The sequence below is a fragment of the Streptomyces sp. NPDC004732 genome (assembly GCF_040609235.1).
GTDB lineage: Bacteria > Actinomycetota > Actinomycetes > Streptomycetales > Streptomycetaceae > Streptomyces.
Genome location: NZ_JBEXJR010000025.1, coordinates 17,613 through 33,451 on the forward strand (window position 1 = coordinate 17,613; position 15,839 = coordinate 33,451).

Below are 15,839 nucleotides of genomic sequence, written 5' to 3' on the forward strand. Positions count from 1 at the left end.
TAAATCCGGCGGCTGCTACGGGGTGGGCACCGGCGCCGGGTTGGCGTCGCAGGCGGCGTCGGCGCCCTTGCCCGCGGCCGGGCGGCTGCCGTCCTTGAGGTAGGCGCCGACATGGCCGTTGATGCACGTGTTGGCGTTGCGGGACAGCGACGTCTCGTGCTCGTAGCCGTTCCGCTCCACCAGCAGCCGGGAGTTGGGGAAGCGCCGGTGGATGTCGTAGGCGCCCGCCAGCGGGGAGCCGGCGACGTGCTCGCCCTGCACCACCAGGACGTTCACGTTCTTGGCGCCGACCTTCTGCGGGCTGCCCGCGGGGGCCGGCCAGAACGCGCACGGCGCGTTATACCAGGCGTTGTACCAGGTCAGGAAGGTGTTGCCGGTGCGGTACTGGCGGGTGTAGTCGTCGTGCCAGCGCTGCCAGTTGCGCGGCCAGGGCGCGTCGGTGCACTGGACCGCGTTGTACATGGCCTGCTTGTTCTGCGTCGGGTAGCCCGGGTCGTTGAAGTTGGCCTTCAGGCCCGCGGGGTCCCCCCGCAGCACCCAGTCGGCCAGCGCCTTGCTGTGGCCCACCCAGGAGGAGCGGCGGTAGAGGTTGACCAGGAACACCTCGGTGTATTCGGCCGGTCCGATGCGGCCCTCGACCGGCGCCTTGCGGAGCATCTCCATGCCTTCGTAGTACTTGGCCTCGACCGCGGCCCGGGTGGTGCCCAGGTGGTAGGTCGCATCGTTGCGGGCGATCCAGGCGAAGTAGTTCTCGGCGCTCTTCTCGAAGGTCACGTTCTGTTCGAGGACGTCCTTGTACCAGCCGTCGGCGGGGTGCACCACGGTGTCCAGGACCATCCGGCGCACCCGGTGCGGGTACATCGAGGCGTAGACGGAGCCGAGGTAGGTGCCGTAGTCCCAGCCGAAGTAGGTGAGCTGCTCCTGGCCGAGGGCCTGGCGGATGCGGTCCAGGTCGCGGGCGGTGTCCTTGGTGCTCAGGTGGTTGAGGGTGTCGCCGTGGGTGCGGCCGCAGCTGTCGGCGAAGGTGCGGGCCCTGTCGCGCCAGGCGCGTTCCTCGGTGGCGGTGGCGGGCACCAGGTCGGCGCGGGCCTTGCCGGGCCAGACGTAGGTGGGCTCGCAGGTGATCCGGGGTTCGCTGGCGCCGGTGCCGCGCGGGTCGAAGCCGATCCAGTCGTAGGTGGCGCCGACGGCCGGGGAGAGCCCGGAGGTGCCCTTGGCGAACCGGGTGGGCAGGTCGCGGCCGAACTGGCCGGGCCACTGGCCGCGGTTGAGCAGCACGATGCCCTGGTACTGCTCGTCGGGTGCGGTGTGTCTGGCGCGGGTGAGCGCCAGTTCTATCGTCCGGCCGTCGGGCCGGGCGTGGTCGAGCGGGACGTCGAGCGTGCCGCACTCCAGCCCTTTCAGCAGGCCCCCGACGACGGGGTCGTTGTCCGGGCAGGGCGACCAGGCGATGCCGGTTGCCGGCCGGTCGGCCGAGGCCTTCGCCGGTACCGCGGCGATCGTTCCCGCCAGGGCGGTGGCGGCCGCCGCCGTAATTGCCAGAAACTTCCTCACGTATTCCCCTTCTTGAGGCAGGTCCGCCGCCGGGCCGGTATTTCGGGCAGGCCGGCGAAGCCGATTTTCACGGGCAGGTCCAGGGGGCGGCGCGAGACTATCGGGTGAGGGAAGTGGCGTGAAAACAACTACGGTTGAACAATGACCGCCGGTGGAGCGGGCCTTGAATTGCGGTATCGGGGTACGGCATCGGGCCGGTTCCGTAAACGCAAAAACCCCCGCGGAGCAGCCGTCAATTCGGCTGTCCGCGGGGGGAAATGAAGGAAAAAGAGCGGGCGGTGTTACTGCGCCCCGCCGGGGGCCCCGCCGGGCGCTGCGCCGGGTGCGCCGCCGGGTCCGGGCGGGCCGCCGGCGGCCATCTGCTGCATCCGCTCGCGCATGTTCGCGGTGGTGTTGGCGTGCGGGAATGCGGTGGTCGGCGCGTCGGCGCCCAGGAACGCGCACAGCGGTTCCCAGCCCTGCTGCACGTCGTAGACCAGGAGGTTGTCCGCGGGAACGGCGTCGATGATCTCCTGGTTGCGGCGGCGGTAGACCTCGATGGCGTGGTCCTTGTCGGAGAACCGCCCCTTGAACAGCCCCTCCCAGGTCATGACGTTGGTCATGCGGTAGACCCGGGCCTGCCTGGTCCCCTCCTCGGGCGGGGTCTCCTTGTTCTTCAGGACGAACTGGTACAGCGTGTTGTACGTGCTCTCGTACCAGCCGTCGGCGTCGCGCACCGTGAGGACGACCTTGGCGTCGGGGAACGCCTGCAGGATCCGGTCGTAGTAGAAGGAGGGCGGGCCGTCCACCGCGGAGTTGTACCCCTCGAACACCGCCTTCCAGTCGGGCTGCCGGCCCTCGCAGACGATGCGTTCCCACTGCTCCAGACGCTTCTCATCGCCGACGATGTCGAACATGTGGTAGCAGGGGCCGTAACCCAGCTGTTCCAGCGCCACCTGCAGTGACGTGGTCCCGGTCCTGCCTAAACCGGCGTTGATGAGCTTCAACACAGTGCGGTTCCTTCCCTGCGGCTGGGTGTGGTCCCGGTCGTCACTGCTATGACGCCCGGCGGCGCAAAGATGTGACAGGCGCTCAGCGCCAGGCCGCCGGGACCTGCCGGGTGGCGACGTTGATGCGGTTCCAGAGGTTGACCAGGCCGATGTGGATGACCAGCGAGGCGAGTTCCTCCTCGGTGTAGAGCCCGGCCGCCTCCTGCCAGACCTCGTCGGGCACCGCGTCCTCCCGGCCGGTGAGCTCGGTGGCGTCCTCGGCCAGCGCCAGGGCGGCGCGCTCGGCGGGGCTGAAGCAGGTCGCCTCGCGCCACTCGGCCACCTGGGGCAGGCGCTGGTCCGCCTCGGCGGCCTGCCCCAGGTCGTCGGGGATCGTGTAGATGCGGCCGTTGATCTGGCTCACCCGCAGCCGGATGAGGTCGAGTGTCTGCTGCGGGACGCCGACCTTGCCGATGACCTTGGTCAGGTCGAGCAGCGGCTGCAGGGCGTCGGGCACGACCAGCGAGGGGTTGTTCATCCGGGGTGGCATCGGGGCGTCTCCTGTGAGTCGGGCCCGCACCGACGTCGCTCGGCGCCGCCCGGCACGGAGCACGGGGGCGGGCGGGAGCGCGGGGGCGGGCAGCGGCGATTGCCGGTGCACCAGGCTGCCGTCGCGCTGTCCGCCGTGCAAGTGAGGTGCCGAACGGCGCGGTGCGCCACCGGTGTTCGACCGCGAAGTTCCCGCGGTTGAACAGCTCGGGCGTTCACGGCGGCCCCGGGTGCGCCGCCCGAACTGTGTGAGTCTTCGGTGGGTTCCGACGCGCGAGACCCACCCCCCTTAATCCCCCCTCTTACGAAGGGACCACCGACGTGCCGGTCGAGAAGATCGCGCTCATCACGGGCGCCAACAAGGGCATCGGGCAGGAGACAGCACGGCAGTTGGGCGAGCGGGGAGCCGTCGTCCTGATCGGTGCCCGGGACGAGGTGCGCGGCAAGCAGGCGAGCGCCGTGCTCGCGGACCGCGGCATCACGGCGGTGCCGCTGCGCATCGACGTGCGGGACGCGGCCGGTGTGGCTGACGCCGCGGCCCTCATCGAGAAGCGGTACGGCCGCCTGGACATCCTGGTCAACAACGCGGGCATCGCCGGAGGGTTCGCCGGGGCGCCCAGCGAGGCGGCCGCGGGCGACCTGCGGGAGGTGTACGAGACCAATGTCTTCGGCGTGGTCACCGTGACCAACGCGATGCTGCCGCTGCTGCGCCGCTCGGCGGCCGGGCGCATCGTCAACATGTCCAGCCACCTGGGCTCACTGGCCCTCAACGCCGATCCGGCCTCCCCCATGGCGCACGTCAACATGCTCGCCTACCAGTCCTCCAAGACCGCGCTCAACGCGCTCACCGTCGCCTACGCCAAGGAGCTGCGGGGCACCCCGATCAAGGTGAACGCGGCCCATCCCGGCGTGGTGGCCACCGACATCAACGGCCACCGGGGGCAGCGCACCCCCGCCGAGGGCGCCGTGATCGCGGTCCGGCTGGCGCTGCTGGATGCCGCCGGGCCCTCGGGGGCCTCGCTGTCGGAGGACGGCCCGGTGCCCTGGTAGCGGGCTCCGATGAACCTCGTCTTCTGCTCGGCTCATCCTCAAGAGCCCGGGCGGAGCGTGACTCCCGGCGCGTGAGATCCGGGAGATGCCGGACCCGATGCAGGAGGAGAGCTGGAGCGATGAGCTTCGTCAGAGTTTGCCCGGTGGACAAGATCCCGGCCGAGGGCGCGATCGCGGTGGAGGTCGAGGACGCACCGGTCGCCCTGGTGCGCAGGGACGACACCGTGTACGCGGTCAGCGACCTGTGCTCGCACGCCGAGGTCTCCCTCGCCGAGGGGGAGGTCTACGGCACGACGATCGAGTGCTGGCTGCACGGGTCGTGTTTCGACCTGCGCACCGGCCAGCCCGTCAACCCGCCGGCCACCCGGCCGATCGCCACCTACCGGGTGAAGGTCGAGGACGGCTTCGTCTATGTGGCGCCGCGCGCCGAGGACGCCGAGGACTAGGGACAGGTGGTCATGAAGTCAGCGAAGTCAGCGTCCACGCCCGCGGGTTCGGCCCGCAGGCCGGTGATCGGGATCGCCGCGCGGACGGTGCCGGTCACCCTGCAGGGCAGTGCCATGGTGGTGAGCCTCTCGCTCCAGTCGCACGTGGACTTCCTCGCCGCCGCGGGCTGCGTCCCGGTGGTGCTGCCGCTGCGGCCCGGCGTCGAGCAGCTCGTCGGTGATCTGCAGGGGCTGCTCGTGCCGGGCGGCCCGGACGTCGATCCGGGACTGTACGGGCAGGAGCGGCACCCCCTGACCCGCGGCGGCAGCCCGGAGATGGACCGCGCCGAACTCGCCCTGCTGGGTGCGGCGCTCGGGGCGGGCCTGCCCCTGCTCGCCATCTGCCGCGGCATGCAACTGCTCAACGTGCAATGCGGCGGCACCCTGCACCAGCATCTGCCGGAGATCACCGGCAATGACACCCACCGCCCGCAGGCCGCCGGTTTCGAGTTCGGGCGGCACGTCCTGGACCTGGCGGCCGACAGCCACATCGCCCGGATCTTCGGCGACGACACCCCCAAGACCGCCTGCCACCACCACCAGGCCGTCGACCGGGTCGGCACCGGACTGGCCGTCACCGCCCGGACGCCGGACGGCGTCGTGGAGGTGGTCGAGGCGGCCGGTCACCCCTTCGCGGTCGGCGTGCAGTGGGAGGCGGGGCAGACCGAGGACGACCGGCTGCACCGGGCGCTCGCGGACGCGGCCCGGCGCAGCTGAACCACCGGCGGGGATCCACCCGTCGTTGACCGGGACTAAAGAATGCCTGGTCATGCTTCGAAAGCATCTTCAATCAGAATGCACAGCCCTGCACGACACATTCCGTGTCGCTTTCATTCCCGGCACATTCGGCAGTCCCCGTGAGCGTGAGACTGTCACCTTCCGGAAGGACGAAAATGGGAGCAGTCGAGGTTCCGGTTCTTATCGTGGGCGGTGGCGGATGCGGTCTTGCCGCCTCCAACTTCCTGTCCGACCACGGTGTGGACCACCTGCTCGTCGAACGGCACGCGGACACCGCGCACGTGCCGAAGGCGCACTACCTCAATCAGCGCACGATGGAGATATTCCGCCAGCACCAGCTGGACGGGCCGATGGTCGAACAGGGGGCGCCCCTGGAGCTGTTCGGGAAGCTGCGCTGGCTGACCTCGCTCGCCGGCGAGGGGCCGATGGACGCCCGGCAGATCCACGAGATAGACGCCTTCGGCGGCGGCTCGCTGCGCGAGCGGTACGCGGCGGCCGGTCCCGTCATGCCGGTCAAGCTGCCGCAGGTCCGCCTGGAGCCGATCCTGCGGCGCACCGCCGAGGAACGTAATCCCGGACGCATCCTGTTCGGCCACGAGATGACCGGCTTCACCGACGAGGGCGACCGGGTGGTCGCCGAGATCCGCGAGGTGGCCACCGGGGAGACGACCACGGTCACCGCGCGCTACCTGATCGGGGCCGACGGCGGCCGCACGGTCGGCAGCGCCCTGGGCATCGAGATGCAGGGCGTGCCCGGCCTGCTGGACGTGACGACCGCGTACTTCAGCGCCGACCTGTCGCAGTGGTGGCAGGAGGGCACGCTGCTGACCCACTTCCTCAACGCCCACGACCCGGACCTGTGCAGCAACCTCATCGAGATGGGGCCCAGCTGGGGCAAGGCCTGCGAGGAGTGGGTGCTGCACTTCCCGCCGATGGACGCCGACCGCCTCGACGAGGAGTCCGTCAGCGCCCGGGTCCGCGAGCTGCTCGGCCTGCCCGAGCTGGAGCTGACCCTGCATCACGTGACGAACTGGACGGTGCAGGCGCTGGTCGCCGAGCGGTACCGCAAGGGGCGGGTGCTGCTGGCCGGGGACTCCGCGCACCGCCAGCCGCCCACCGTCGGCCTCGGCCTGAACTCCGGCATCCAGGACGCCCACAACCTGGCGTGGAAGCTGGCCGCGGTGCTCGGCGGCCGCGCCGACGACGCCTTCATGGACACCTACGAGGCGGAGCGGCGGCCGGTGTGCCAGCTCAACGTCGACTGGGCGGTCTCGGCGGCCTCCCACCACCAGGCCGTCCTGGACACCGTGGGCCTTGGCCCGCACGCCCCGGCCCAGCGCAGGCAGCGGATGTTCGCCACGTACTTCGACCCCTCCCCCATCGGTGCGGTGGTGCGGGCCAGGACCGCGGAGATCCTGGACACCCACCGGGCCGGCTGCCAGGCGCACGACTTCGAGATCGGCTTCAACTACGAGCAGGGCGCGGTCGTCCCCGACGGCAGCCTGCCGCCGGCGCGCGTGCCCATGCGTGACGTGTACCAGCCCACGACCCGGCCCGGGCACCGGCTGCCGCACGCCTGGCTCGAGCAGGACGGCCGGCGCCTGTCCACCCACGACCTGACCGGCTCCCCGGCCGGATTCGTGCTGCTGACCGGCGTGGACGGGGCCCCGTGGGCCGAGGCGGCCGCGCAGGTGGCGGAGAAGCTGTCGCTGCCCCTCCACGCGGTCCGCATCGGCCCGGGCGCGGAGTTCGCCGACATCGACGGCGGGTGGGAGAGCGTCCGCGAGGTCGCCGGGGACGGCGCCGTCCTGGTGCGCCCCGACAATCACGTGGCCTGGCGCAGCATGGGCGCCGGTGAGAATCCGGCGGAGATACTGGCGAACGCGGTCACCCGCATTCTCGATCAGCGTGTCACTGAAGGTTCCGCTTCCTGATTGCGAAACAGGTGAAATGGGCGGCGCTCCTGTGCGGTTGCGGCCGGGTCGATGGAATTGACCGGGCCTTGGGCGGGAGCCCGTCCTTTTCACGGCACCCCCCGGGCAGGCCGGGACACCATATCGGCGAGGAAATGGACGACGGAGGAATACGGTGGCGGTAGACGGAGCGGTCCTGGTGCTGGGCGGAACCGGCCGGCAGGGCGGCGCGGCGGCCCGCGAGCTGCTGCGCCGGGGGCGGGTCGTGCACGCCCTGGTGCGTGACCCGCAGGCTCCCGCGGCGCGCGCGCTCGCCGCGGCGGGTGCGGTGCTCGTGCGCGGGGACCTGGAGGACAGGGCGTCGCTGCGCGCGGCGATGCGGGGGGTCCAGGGCGTGTTCAGCGTCCAGACGTTCCGGGGCCCGGGCGGGGTGGACGCGGAGGAGCGCCAGGGCAAGGCGGTGGCGGACGTGGCCGCCGAGGCGGGCGTGGCCCACTTCGTGTACAGCTCGGTGGGCGGCGCGGACCGGTGCGAGGTCATCCCGCACTTCCGCAGCAAGTGGAACATCGAGCAGCACATCACCAAGCTCGGCCTGCCCGCGACGGTGCTGCGGCCGACCATGTTCTACGACATCCTGCTCGACCTCGGCCCCCGGCTGGTCGACGGCGAGCTGGTGCTGGGCCTGTGGCTGCGCCCGGAGGTCCCGGTCCAGATCATTGCGACCAGCGACATCGGGGCGTTCGCCGCGGATGCCTTCGAGGATCCGGCGGCGTGGCTGGGCCGCCAGGTCGAGATCGCCAGCGCCGAGCTGACCGGGCCGCAGATCGCCGGGGCGTTCGGGCGGGTGGCCGGTGTCCCGGCGCGGTACGAGCAGCGGTCCTTCGAGCCGCTGCGCGCGGCCCGCGCGGACCTGGCCGCCATGTTCGACTGGCTGGACACCGAGGGGTACAGCGCCGACATGGCGCAGCTGCGCCGCATCCGGCCCGCCCTGGTCGGCCTGGAGACGTGGCTGCGCGGCAACTGGACGGTCCCGCAGGCCTAGCCGGCGGGACAGCAGCGGGCGCCGGGTCCTGGCCGAGGTGGCCGGGGCCCGGCGCCGTGGTGGGCCGGTGGGCGGTGTGTTCAGGTGGTGGCGAAACCGGCCAGGACCCGGCCGAGGATGTCGGTGTCGATGCGGTGCCACGAGCCGGGCAGCTGCATCCCCCAGCCGTGGGGCAGCGCGGTCGCGGTCGCCCGGGCCGCGTCCCGCAGCCAGTCGCCGGTCGCGTCGCTGTTGACGACCAGCGTCGGGGTCTGCAGGGTGGCGAGCCGCTCGGCGGGCACCTCGAAGTCGTCGAGGATGACCGTGTCGTAGACCAGGGTGTGGGCGTTGGCCTCGTTGGTCGCCCACAGGGGCGCCTGCCGCCAGTCGGCGATCATCTCGGGGCGCAGGCCCAGCAGTTCGCGCAGCCAGTACTCCGCGGTCTCGCCGCGCCTGCCCTCCGCCAGCAGCGCCCGCAGGGTGTCCAGGCAGTCGGCCGGGGGCTTGGGGTGGGGGGCGATGCGGAAGTACGGCTCGTGCAGCGCGAGTTTGGTGATCGGGACACCGGCCAGGGCCGCCTCCAGCGCCAGGTTCGCGCCGGTGGAACCGGCGAAGACGACCGCCTGCCCGCCCGCGTCGTCGATGAGCGCCGCCAGGTCCTCGATCTCGCGCTCGACGGCGTACTGGGGAGAGTCGCCGCTCTGCCCGCGCCCCCGGCGGTCGTAGACGTGGACGGTGCAGTGCGGCGCCAGCTCCGGGACCAGCGCGTCGAAGATGGTGTGATCGCGGAACGCGCCGTTCATCAGCACGATCGGCGGGCCCTCACCGGTGCTGCGACAGGCGATCGTTGTGCCGTCCTGCGAAACGACCTTCCGCATGCCACCACTCTCCTCATGTTCCATGGGTGTGTTGTCGCAGCGGTAATGTCCAGCGATCCGGTCGATGGCGGGTTGAGGATGAATCGGGTGCGGCGCCGGGGCGCAGGCCCAGACGACGGCCCCGGACGGCAGCCCCGGACGACGGCGCCGGGCGGCGGCCCCGGAGGGCGGCGGCAGGGGGTGCGCGCGGGGGCTGCGGGCGCCCGAAATGCCCCTTGGCCGGGCCGGATTGAGGATCCACTCCCGCTCAACCGAGACTATCGGCACCCCTTCAAAACTGATGCGACACCGTATCCATGAAGGAGCAGGTCCTATGGCGGACAACGGAATGGCCCGGGCGGGCGCGGCTGCGCATGTGGTGGTCGTCGGGGGCGGCGTCGCGGGTCTGGCGGCGGCGTTCTTCCTGCGCGACGAGCCGGTGCGGGTGACCGTCCTGGAGGGCGCCTCCCGGCTGGGCGGGCAGCTGGCCGTCTCGGAGCTGGCGGGCGTCGTCATCGACGAGGGGGCCGAGTCGACGTACGCCCGGCGTCCCAAGACCGCCCGGCTGCTCAAGGCGGCCGGTCTGGAGGACCAGGTGGTGGCGGCGGGCACCAAGTCGATGGCGCTGTGGAGCGGGAACCAGCTGCGGCCGCCGCTGGACCGTCAGTTCATGGGCGTGCCCTGCGACATGGACGAGCTCGCCAAGTCCGGGATCCTGTCCGAGGCCGGGACGGCCCGGGCCCGCCAGGACCTGACGCTGCCGCAGACCGGGCGGGAGGCGGACGCCTCCGTCGCGGACGTCGTCGGGGAGCGCCTGGGCCGGGAGGTCGTGGACCGCCTGGTGGACCCGTTCCTGTCCGACGCCTACTTCGGGCGTGCCGACGAGCTGTCCTTCCAGGCCACGCTCACCCCGCTGGTCTCCGCCGCCCGCCGGCGCGCGTCGCTCGCCGAGGCGGCCGGGGCGCTGCTGCCGGAGCCGCTGCCGCCGGGGCAGCAGCCCACCACCGGCATCTCCACCCTGACCCGCGGTCTGGGCTCGCTGCCCCAGGTCCTGGCGGACGGCCTGCTCGCCGCCTCGCCGGACTCGGCGGTGCGCACCGGGACCACGGTGCGCGCCCTGGCCCGCCGCGAGCACGGCTGGCGGGTGACCGTCGGCAGCGCCGCCGAGCCGGAGCACATCGACGCGGACGCCGTCATCGTCGCCGTGCCCGCCGCCCAGGCCGGGCCGCTGCTCGCCGGGGTGCCCGGCAGCGGCCAGGCCACCACGGCACTCGCCGAGATCCCCTACGCCGGATCCGTGATCATCACGCTCGCCTTCCCCCGCGAGGCGCTCACCGCGCTGCGCGCCCTGGGGCACAGCGGCTACCGGGTGCCGGCGGTGGACGGGCGGGCGCTGAAGGTCGTCACGTTCTCCACCATGAAGTGGCCGCACCTGGCGGGCGAGGTGGACATCGTGCGCTGCCAGGCCGGGGGCAGCGGCGCCGAGGACCTGCTGCGGCGCGACGACGCCGACCTCGTCGCGCTGGCCTGCTCCGAGGTCGCCGAGGTCACCGGGGTGCGCGGCGCTCCGCTGGCCGCAAAGGTGAGCCGGTGGGGCGCGGCGGTGCCGCAGTACACGGTCGGGCACCAGGACCGGGTGGCGCGCATCCGGGCGGGGGTCAGGGCCCGGCCCGGGCTGGCGGTGTGCGGCGCCGCGTACGACGGTGTCGGGGTCGGCCAGTGCGTGGCCAGTGCGCTCAAGGCCGTCGAGGAGGTGCTCGGCGCGGTGCGCGCGGACACCGCCGCCCCCTCCGCATGAGGGGGCCGCACCGCGGACAGGACAGGATCTCTGCAGAGGAGGCTGAGGTGTCTCAGGGCGATGTGACCACCGTCGACTTCTGGTTCGACCCGCAGTGCCCGTGGGCGTGGATCGCGTCCCGGTGGATCCACGAGGTGCGGGCGCAGCGGCCCCTCACCGTCCGCTGGCACGTGATGAGCCTCGCCGTCCTCAACGAGGGGCGCGACGTGCCGCACAAGTACCGCGTGGGGCTGGGCTTCGCGCCGGTACGGGTGTGCGTCGCCGCCGAGCAGAAGTACGGCCCCGAGGTGCTCGACCGGCTCTACACCGAGCTGGGCACCCGCTACCACCACGAGAAGGCGCCCAAGGACCGGGCCACGATCGAGGCGGCGCTGACGGCGGCCGGTCTGGACGTGGAGCTGGCCGCGGCGATGGACTCCACCGAGTACGACACCGTGCTGCGCGCCTCGCACCACGCCGGCATGGACCAGGTCGGCTACGACGTCGGCACCCCGGTCATCGCCGTGGACGGCAACGCGTTCTTCGGCCCGGTGGTGACGCCCGTGCCCCGCGGGGAGGCCGCGGCCAGGCTCTGGGACGGCGTGCTGCTGGTCACCGCGACGGACGGGTTCTTCGAGCTCAAGCGCACCCGGGACCGCAAGCCGGTGTTCGACTGACGCGTCCCGCCACACGGATGGCGCCGATCCCCGCCCCCGGGGCGCCCGCCCCCGTCAGGATGTGACACAGCACGGTCACCGGCGGACGGACGTGACCGCCCGCCGCGAGCCGACACACCCTGACAGGAGCAGATGATGAAGTTCCGAACCTACGTCGAGCCTCCGGAGCCCATGCGGGGCCTGGAAGTTCCTCCGGAGGTCGTGGAGAAGCTCGACGGAGGCAAACGACCGGCCGTGACCATCACGGTCAACGGGCACTCCTGGAACAGCCGGCTCGCCATCATGCGGGGCCGCCACCTGATCGGCTTCAGCAAGGCCAACCGGGAGGCCGCCGGGGTCGAGACCGGCGAGGAGGTCGAGGTGGACCTCGCCCTGGACACCGAACCCCGTGTCCTGGTCGAACCGGCCGACTTCACCGAGGCCCTGGACGCCGACCCGATCGCCCGCAAGGTCTACGACCGGCTGTCACCGAGCCGCAAGCGGGCGCACGTGCACGCCATCGAAAGCGCGAAGAAGCCCGAGACGCGCCTGCGGCGGATCGAGAAGGCGGTGGCGGCGCTGCGCGACGAGCCGTTCGCGTAGGGACACCCGCGGCTTTGCTTCCCGCCCTCGGCGTTCCGGCATCGCACCTGCGCCGGAACGCCGGGGGCGTTGAGGACGCCGAGGACGCCGGGGACGCCCAGGACGCCGAGGGCAGAGCGCCTGGGGCCGGATCCTCACCAGGGCACCGGCTCGCCGTGGCGGTCCAGGAACTGCAGGCCCGGGGCGCCCGCCTGGGCCTCGATGACGTCGGCGACGGGCGGGATGCTCTCGTGGGGGGCCAGCGGTGCGTCGGGTCCGCCGAGCCGGGTGCGGTTGTGGCCGGGGTCGATGAGCAGCTTGGTCTGTCCGTCGGCGCCGTGGCGGGTCGCGTAGCTGCGCATCAGCTGGTTGAGGGCGGCCTTGCTGGCCTTGTAGAGCTCGTAGCCGTCCTCGGTGTTGAGGGTGATGCTGCCCTGCTCGGAGGACATGACCGCCACGGTTCCGCCGGGGGCGACGAGGTCGCGCAGGGCCTCCAGGGTGCGCAGCGGGCTCAGCGCGTTGGTGACCATCACCTCGGTGAACATGTCGGTGGGGACGTCGCCGATCGGCAGGTTGCCGCGGTCGATCGCGGCGTTGACGAAGAGCAGGTCGAGCCGACGGCCCGTCAGGCGCTCGCGCAGCGCGGCGAGTTGGCCGGGGCTGGTCATCTCCAGCGTCTCCGGCTCCAGGCGTCCGCCGTGGGCCTGCGCGCGGGTCTGCAGGTCGCCGCCGGTGCCGCGGGCCGTGGCGATGACGTGCCAGCCGCGTCCGGCGAGTTCGTCGGCCAGAGCGAGCCCTAAGCCGCGGGAGGCTCCGATGACCAGGGCCTGGCGCGGGGCGGCGGGCGTGGCGGGCGCGGTGGCCGAAGCGGGCGCGGTGGTGGGCGTGTTCGGGGTGGGCATGTTCGCTCCTTGGCGGCGGGGTGGCACGGCCCGTGGGTGGCGGGGCGGCGCGGCTCGGCGGCGGTGCGGCCGACGCATTTACCCTAGACGCACCGTCGCGTCTAGGCAATGTTCCGGGGATCACCCCGGGTATCGTGTCCGCATGCCCGCCCCGCCCTCCCGGCCCCGCAGACCCCACTCCGGCAGCCGGCGCGACGAGGCCGCGCGGCTGGCCGTGCTGCACGCCGCGGACGATCTGCTCGTCGAGCACGGCTTCGGCGCCCTGACCATCGAGGCGATCGCGCGCCGCGCCGGTGTCGCGAAGCAGACGATCTACCGCTGGTGGCCCTCGAAGGTCGAGATCCTCCTCGACACGCTCATCGAGGACAGCGAGAAGCGCCTGCCCGTCCCGGCGGAGCAGGCCACGGCGGCGGGCATCCGCGGCTATCTGCGCGCCTACGCGCGGTTCCTCACCCGCGATCCCGCGGGCCAGGTCCTGCTGGCGCTCCTCGCCGAGGCGCAGCACCATCCCGAGACGGCCGAGCGCCTGCACGAGCGGCACCTCGGCCCGCGCCGGGCCCGGGAGCGCGAACTGCTCGCGCGCGCGGTCGAGGCCGGTGAGATCTCCCCCGGGCTCGGCCCCGACGCCGTGCTCGACGCGCTGGTCGGCCCGCTCGTCTACCGGGCGCTGACGGGGGCGGGCATCCCGCGCACCCTGGTGGACACCCTCGTCGAGGACCTGCTCAGGCCCCGTGCGGGCTGAGCCGCGGGGCCGGGACGCGGAAGGGGCGGCGTACGGCCGACGTGGTGTCGGTGTACGCCGCCCTGGGCGGGGTGCGTGGCGGGCGGTGGTCCGCGCCGGCACGGCGGTTAGAGCCTGTGTCATAACCCCGGCCGGATCAGTGGGCGTCGTCTGGTGCGTGCGATCGCAAGGCGCCGGGACGTCCTTGTAGCGGAGCTACTAGGACGTTTCGGCAACGCGGCGAGCGTGCGTGCCAGGCGGCGCCCACCCGGCCGGGGTTATGACACAGGCTCTTACCGGGGGTCGCGGTTGAACTGCGCCATGGACCAGCGGTAGCCCAGCGCGGCCAGGCCCAGGCACCAGGCCAGCGCGATCCACCCGTTGTTGCCGATCCCGGTGCCCAGGAGCAGGCCGCGCAGGGTCTCGATGGCGGGGGTGAAGGGCTGGTACTCGGCGATCGGGCGGAACCAGCCCGGCATCGAGTGGAGCGGGACGAAGGCGCTGGAGATGAGCGGCAGCAGGATCAGCGGCATGGCGTTGTTGCTGGCCGCCTCGGCGTTGGGGCTGCCCAGGCCCATGCCGACGGCGATCCAGGTGAAGGCCAGGGCGACCAGGGCGAGCAGCCCGAACGCCGCGAGCCACTCCAGGGCGGTGGCATCGGTGGAGCGGAAGCCCATGGCCACGCCGACGGCGCCGACCAGGACGACGCTGAGGAGGATCTGCAGGACGCTGCCGACGACGTGGCCGAACAGGATGGAGCCGCGGTGGACGGCCATGGTGCGGAAGCGGGCGACGATGCCCTCGTTCATGTCGGTGGAGACCGAGACGGCGGTGCCGATGACGGTGGAGCCGATGGTCATCAGCAGGATGCCGGGCACGATGTAGGCGATGTAGGCGTCGCGGCCCGCGCCCGCGCTCATGGTGTCGCCGAAGATGTAGACGAACAGCAGCAGCATCATGACCGGGGTCATCAGCAGGTTCAGGGTGAGCGAGGGGTAGCGGCGGGCGTGCAGGAGGTTGCGGCGCAGCATCGTGGAGGAGTCGCGCACGGCGAGGGAGAGGGAGCTCATCGGACGGTCTCCTTGGGCTGGTTCGGCTGGTTCGGCTGGGCGGGCACGGTGGTGGCGCCGGCGGTGAGGGCGAAGAAGACGTCGTCGAGGTCGGGGGTGTGCACGGTCAGTTCGTCGGCCTCGATGCCGGCGGCGTCCAGCCGGTCCAGGACGGCGCGCAGGTCGCGCTGGCTGCCGTCGCTGGGGAGTTGGAGGGTGAGGGCCTCCTCGTCGCGGGCGGCCCGGGGCAGGGCCGCGGCGGCGGAGCGGTGGGCGGCGGGGTCGGAGAAGCGCAGGCGTACGTGTCCGCCGGGGACGAGCCGCTTCAGTTCCCGGGCGGTGCCCTCGGCGGCGATCCTGCCGTCGTGCAGGACGGCGATGCGGTCGGCGAGTTCGTCGGCCTCTTCCAGGTACTGGGTGGTGAGGAAGACCGTCACCCCGCCGGTGACGAGTTCGCGGATGATGCCCCACATGGTGTGGCGGGAGCGGGGGTCCAGGCCGGTGGTGGGTTCGTCGAGGAAGATGATGCGGGGGCTGCCGACCAGGGTCATGGCGATGTCCAGGCGGCGCTTCATGCCGCCGGAGTAGGTGGAGGCGGGTTTCCTGGCGGCCTCCACCAGGTCGAAGCGCTCCAGGAGTTCGGCGGCCACCCGGCGCCCCTCGCGCTTGGGCAGGTGGTGCAGGTCCGCCATGAGGAGCATGTTCTCCTCGCCGGTGATCAGGCCGTCGACGGCGGAGAACTGGCCGGTGACGCCGATCGCCGCGCGGGCGGCCTGCGCCTGGTCGGCGAGGTTGTGGCCGCCGACGTACAGGTCGCCGGCGTCGGCGGTGACGAGGGTGGAGAGGATCTTGACGGCGGTGGTCTTGCCGGCGCCGTTCGGGCCCAGCAGGGAGAAGACGGTTCCCTGCGGGACGTTCAGGTCGATGCCGTCCAGGACGGTCTTGTCGCCGTAGGACTTGCGCAGCCCGTGTGCCGCGATGGCCAAGCCGGTCATGGGGTGAACTCCTTCGGGGGCT

The 15,839-nt window shown here is 72.3% G+C and carries 16 protein-coding genes; 9 read left to right on the plus strand and 7 right to left on the minus strand.

Features of this window, described 5'->3' with window-relative positions; genetic code table 11:
- Positions 1–15: 15 nt before the first annotated feature.
- From ABZV77_RS41395 to ABZV77_RS41405, 3 genes are all read right to left on the minus strand, one after another.
- Positions 16–1,554, minus strand: a complete 1,539-nt coding sequence (locus tag ABZV77_RS41395; RefSeq protein WP_356268353.1) for an alpha/beta fold hydrolase — start codon at positions 1,552–1,554, stop codon at positions 16–18.
- A gap of 281 nt (positions 1,555–1,835) precedes the next feature.
- Complete coding sequence (locus ABZV77_RS41400) at positions 1,836–2,543, minus strand: sulfotransferase family protein (protein ID WP_356268355.1); 708 nt, start codon at positions 2,541–2,543, stop codon at positions 1,836–1,838.
- Positions 2,544–2,625: 82 nt separating this feature from the next.
- The gene (locus ABZV77_RS41405) at positions 2,626–3,072 is read right to left on the minus strand and encodes a carboxymuconolactone decarboxylase family protein (protein ID WP_356268356.1); all 447 of its coding nucleotides are present in this window, start codon (positions 3,070–3,072) and stop codon (positions 2,626–2,628) included.
- Between the two features lie 320 nt (positions 3,073–3,392).
- On the opposite strand from ABZV77_RS41405, the gene ABZV77_RS41410 reads away from it, so the two are divergent.
- The 5 genes from ABZV77_RS41410 to ABZV77_RS41430 all read left to right on the plus strand — a co-directional run bounded on the left by ABZV77_RS41410 (position 3,393) and on the right by ABZV77_RS41430 (position 8,299).
- Positions 3,393–4,121, plus strand: a complete 729-nt coding sequence (locus ABZV77_RS41410; protein WP_356268358.1) for an SDR family NAD(P)-dependent oxidoreductase — start codon at positions 3,393–3,395, stop codon at positions 4,119–4,121.
- A 119-nt stretch (positions 4,122–4,240) separates the two neighbouring features.
- Positions 4,241–4,567, plus strand: a complete 327-nt coding sequence (locus ABZV77_RS41415; RefSeq protein ID WP_356268360.1) for a non-heme iron oxygenase ferredoxin subunit — start codon at positions 4,241–4,243, stop codon at positions 4,565–4,567.
- A gap of 12 nt (positions 4,568–4,579) precedes the next feature.
- Complete coding sequence (locus ABZV77_RS41420) at positions 4,580–5,323, plus strand: gamma-glutamyl-gamma-aminobutyrate hydrolase family protein (RefSeq protein ID WP_356268362.1); 744 nt, start codon at positions 4,580–4,582, stop codon at positions 5,321–5,323.
- Positions 5,324–5,499: 176 nt separating this feature from the next.
- Positions 5,500–7,278, plus strand: coding sequence for an FAD-dependent monooxygenase (locus ABZV77_RS41425; protein ID WP_356268363.1), 1,779 nt, complete (start codon positions 5,500–5,502; stop codon positions 7,276–7,278).
- Between the two features lie 154 nt (positions 7,279–7,432).
- Positions 7,433–8,299, plus strand: a complete 867-nt coding sequence (locus tag ABZV77_RS41430; RefSeq protein WP_356268365.1) for an NmrA/HSCARG family protein — start codon at positions 7,433–7,435, stop codon at positions 8,297–8,299.
- An 80-nt stretch (positions 8,300–8,379) separates the two neighbouring features.
- On the opposite strand, the gene ABZV77_RS41435 is transcribed toward ABZV77_RS41430, so the two are convergent.
- Positions 8,380–9,156, minus strand: a complete 777-nt coding sequence (locus ABZV77_RS41435) for an alpha/beta fold hydrolase (protein WP_356268366.1) — start codon at positions 9,154–9,156, stop codon at positions 8,380–8,382.
- A gap of 313 nt (positions 9,157–9,469) precedes the next feature.
- Between ABZV77_RS41435 and hemG the strand changes: the two genes are divergently transcribed.
- The 3 genes from hemG to ABZV77_RS41450 all read left to right on the plus strand — a co-directional run bounded on the left by hemG (position 9,470) and on the right by ABZV77_RS41450 (position 12,171).
- Positions 9,470–10,933, plus strand: a complete 1,464-nt coding sequence (gene hemG, locus ABZV77_RS41440; protein WP_356268367.1) for a protoporphyrinogen oxidase — start codon at positions 9,470–9,472, stop codon at positions 10,931–10,933.
- A 47-nt stretch (positions 10,934–10,980) separates the two neighbouring features.
- Positions 10,981–11,589 (plus strand): DsbA family protein, encoded by a 609-nt coding sequence (locus ABZV77_RS41445; protein WP_356268369.1) that lies wholly within the window; start codon positions 10,981–10,983, stop codon positions 11,587–11,589.
- A gap of 135 nt (positions 11,590–11,724) precedes the next feature.
- Positions 11,725–12,171 carry a YdeI/OmpD-associated family protein gene (locus ABZV77_RS41450; protein WP_356268371.1) on the plus strand — a complete coding sequence of 149 codons (447 nt, stop codon included), beginning with the start codon at positions 11,725–11,727 and terminating at the stop codon, positions 12,169–12,171.
- 134 nt (positions 12,172–12,305) lie between these two features.
- Here ABZV77_RS41450 and ABZV77_RS41455 read toward each other — a convergent pair whose 3' ends face one another.
- Positions 12,306–13,052 (minus strand): SDR family NAD(P)-dependent oxidoreductase, encoded by a 747-nt coding sequence (locus tag ABZV77_RS41455; RefSeq protein ID WP_356268373.1) that lies wholly within the window; start codon positions 13,050–13,052, stop codon positions 12,306–12,308.
- Between the two features lie 142 nt (positions 13,053–13,194).
- Here ABZV77_RS41455 and ABZV77_RS41460 point away from each other — a divergent pair, with 142 nt between their 5' ends.
- Positions 13,195–13,794 carry a TetR/AcrR family transcriptional regulator gene (locus ABZV77_RS41460; protein WP_356268374.1) on the plus strand — a complete coding sequence of 200 codons (600 nt, stop codon included), beginning with the start codon at positions 13,195–13,197 and terminating at the stop codon, positions 13,792–13,794.
- Positions 13,795–14,066: 272 nt separating this feature from the next.
- Here the strand turns inward: ABZV77_RS41460 and ABZV77_RS41465 are convergent, their stop codons facing one another.
- Together ABZV77_RS41465 and ABZV77_RS41470 are read right to left on the minus strand one after the other, a co-directional pair.
- The gene (locus tag ABZV77_RS41465; protein WP_356268376.1) at positions 14,067–14,843 is read right to left on the minus strand and encodes an ABC transporter permease; all 777 of its coding nucleotides are present in this window, start codon (positions 14,841–14,843) and stop codon (positions 14,067–14,069) included.
- Positions 14,840–15,817, minus strand: coding sequence for an ATP-binding cassette domain-containing protein (locus ABZV77_RS41470; protein WP_356268378.1), 978 nt, complete (start codon positions 15,815–15,817; stop codon positions 14,840–14,842). The genes ABZV77_RS41465 and ABZV77_RS41470 overlap by 4 nt, the downstream gene beginning before the upstream one ends.
- Positions 15,818–15,839: the final 22 nt, after the last annotated feature.

Bases quoted from the DNA above. Each gene is read 5' to 3' on its own strand.
- ABZV77_RS41405 (WP_356268356.1), bottom strand. From the start codon at position 3,072: ATGCCACCCCGGATGAACAACCCCTCGCTGGTCGTGCCCGACGCCCTG.
- ABZV77_RS41415 (WP_356268360.1), top strand. From the start codon at position 4,241: ATGAGCTTCGTCAGAGTTTGCCCGGTGGACAAGATCCCGGCCGAGGGC.
- ABZV77_RS41420 (WP_356268362.1), top strand. From the start codon at position 4,580: ATGAAGTCAGCGAAGTCAGCGTCCACGCCCGCGGGTTCGGCCCGCAGG.
- ABZV77_RS41425 (WP_356268363.1), top strand. From the start codon at position 5,500: ATGGGAGCAGTCGAGGTTCCGGTTCTTATCGTGGGCGGTGGCGGATGC.
- ABZV77_RS41435 (WP_356268366.1), bottom strand. From the start codon at position 9,156: ATGCGGAAGGTCGTTTCGCAGGACGGCACAACGATCGCCTGTCGCAGC.
- hemG (WP_356268367.1), top strand. From the start codon at position 9,470: ATGGCGGACAACGGAATGGCCCGGGCGGGCGCGGCTGCGCATGTGGTG.
- ABZV77_RS41450 (WP_356268371.1), top strand. From the start codon at position 11,725: ATGAAGTTCCGAACCTACGTCGAGCCTCCGGAGCCCATGCGGGGCCTG.
- ABZV77_RS41455 (WP_356268373.1), bottom strand. From the start codon at position 13,052: ATGCCCACCCCGAACACGCCCACCACCGCGCCCGCTTCGGCCACCGCG.
- ABZV77_RS41460 (WP_356268374.1), top strand. From the start codon at position 13,195: ATGCCCGCCCCGCCCTCCCGGCCCCGCAGACCCCACTCCGGCAGCCGG.
- ABZV77_RS41465 (WP_356268376.1), bottom strand. From the start codon at position 14,843: ATGAGCTCCCTCTCCCTCGCCGTGCGCGACTCCTCCACGATGCTGCGC.
- ABZV77_RS41470 (WP_356268378.1), bottom strand. From the start codon at position 15,817: ATGACCGGCTTGGCCATCGCGGCACACGGGCTGCGCAAGTCCTACGGC.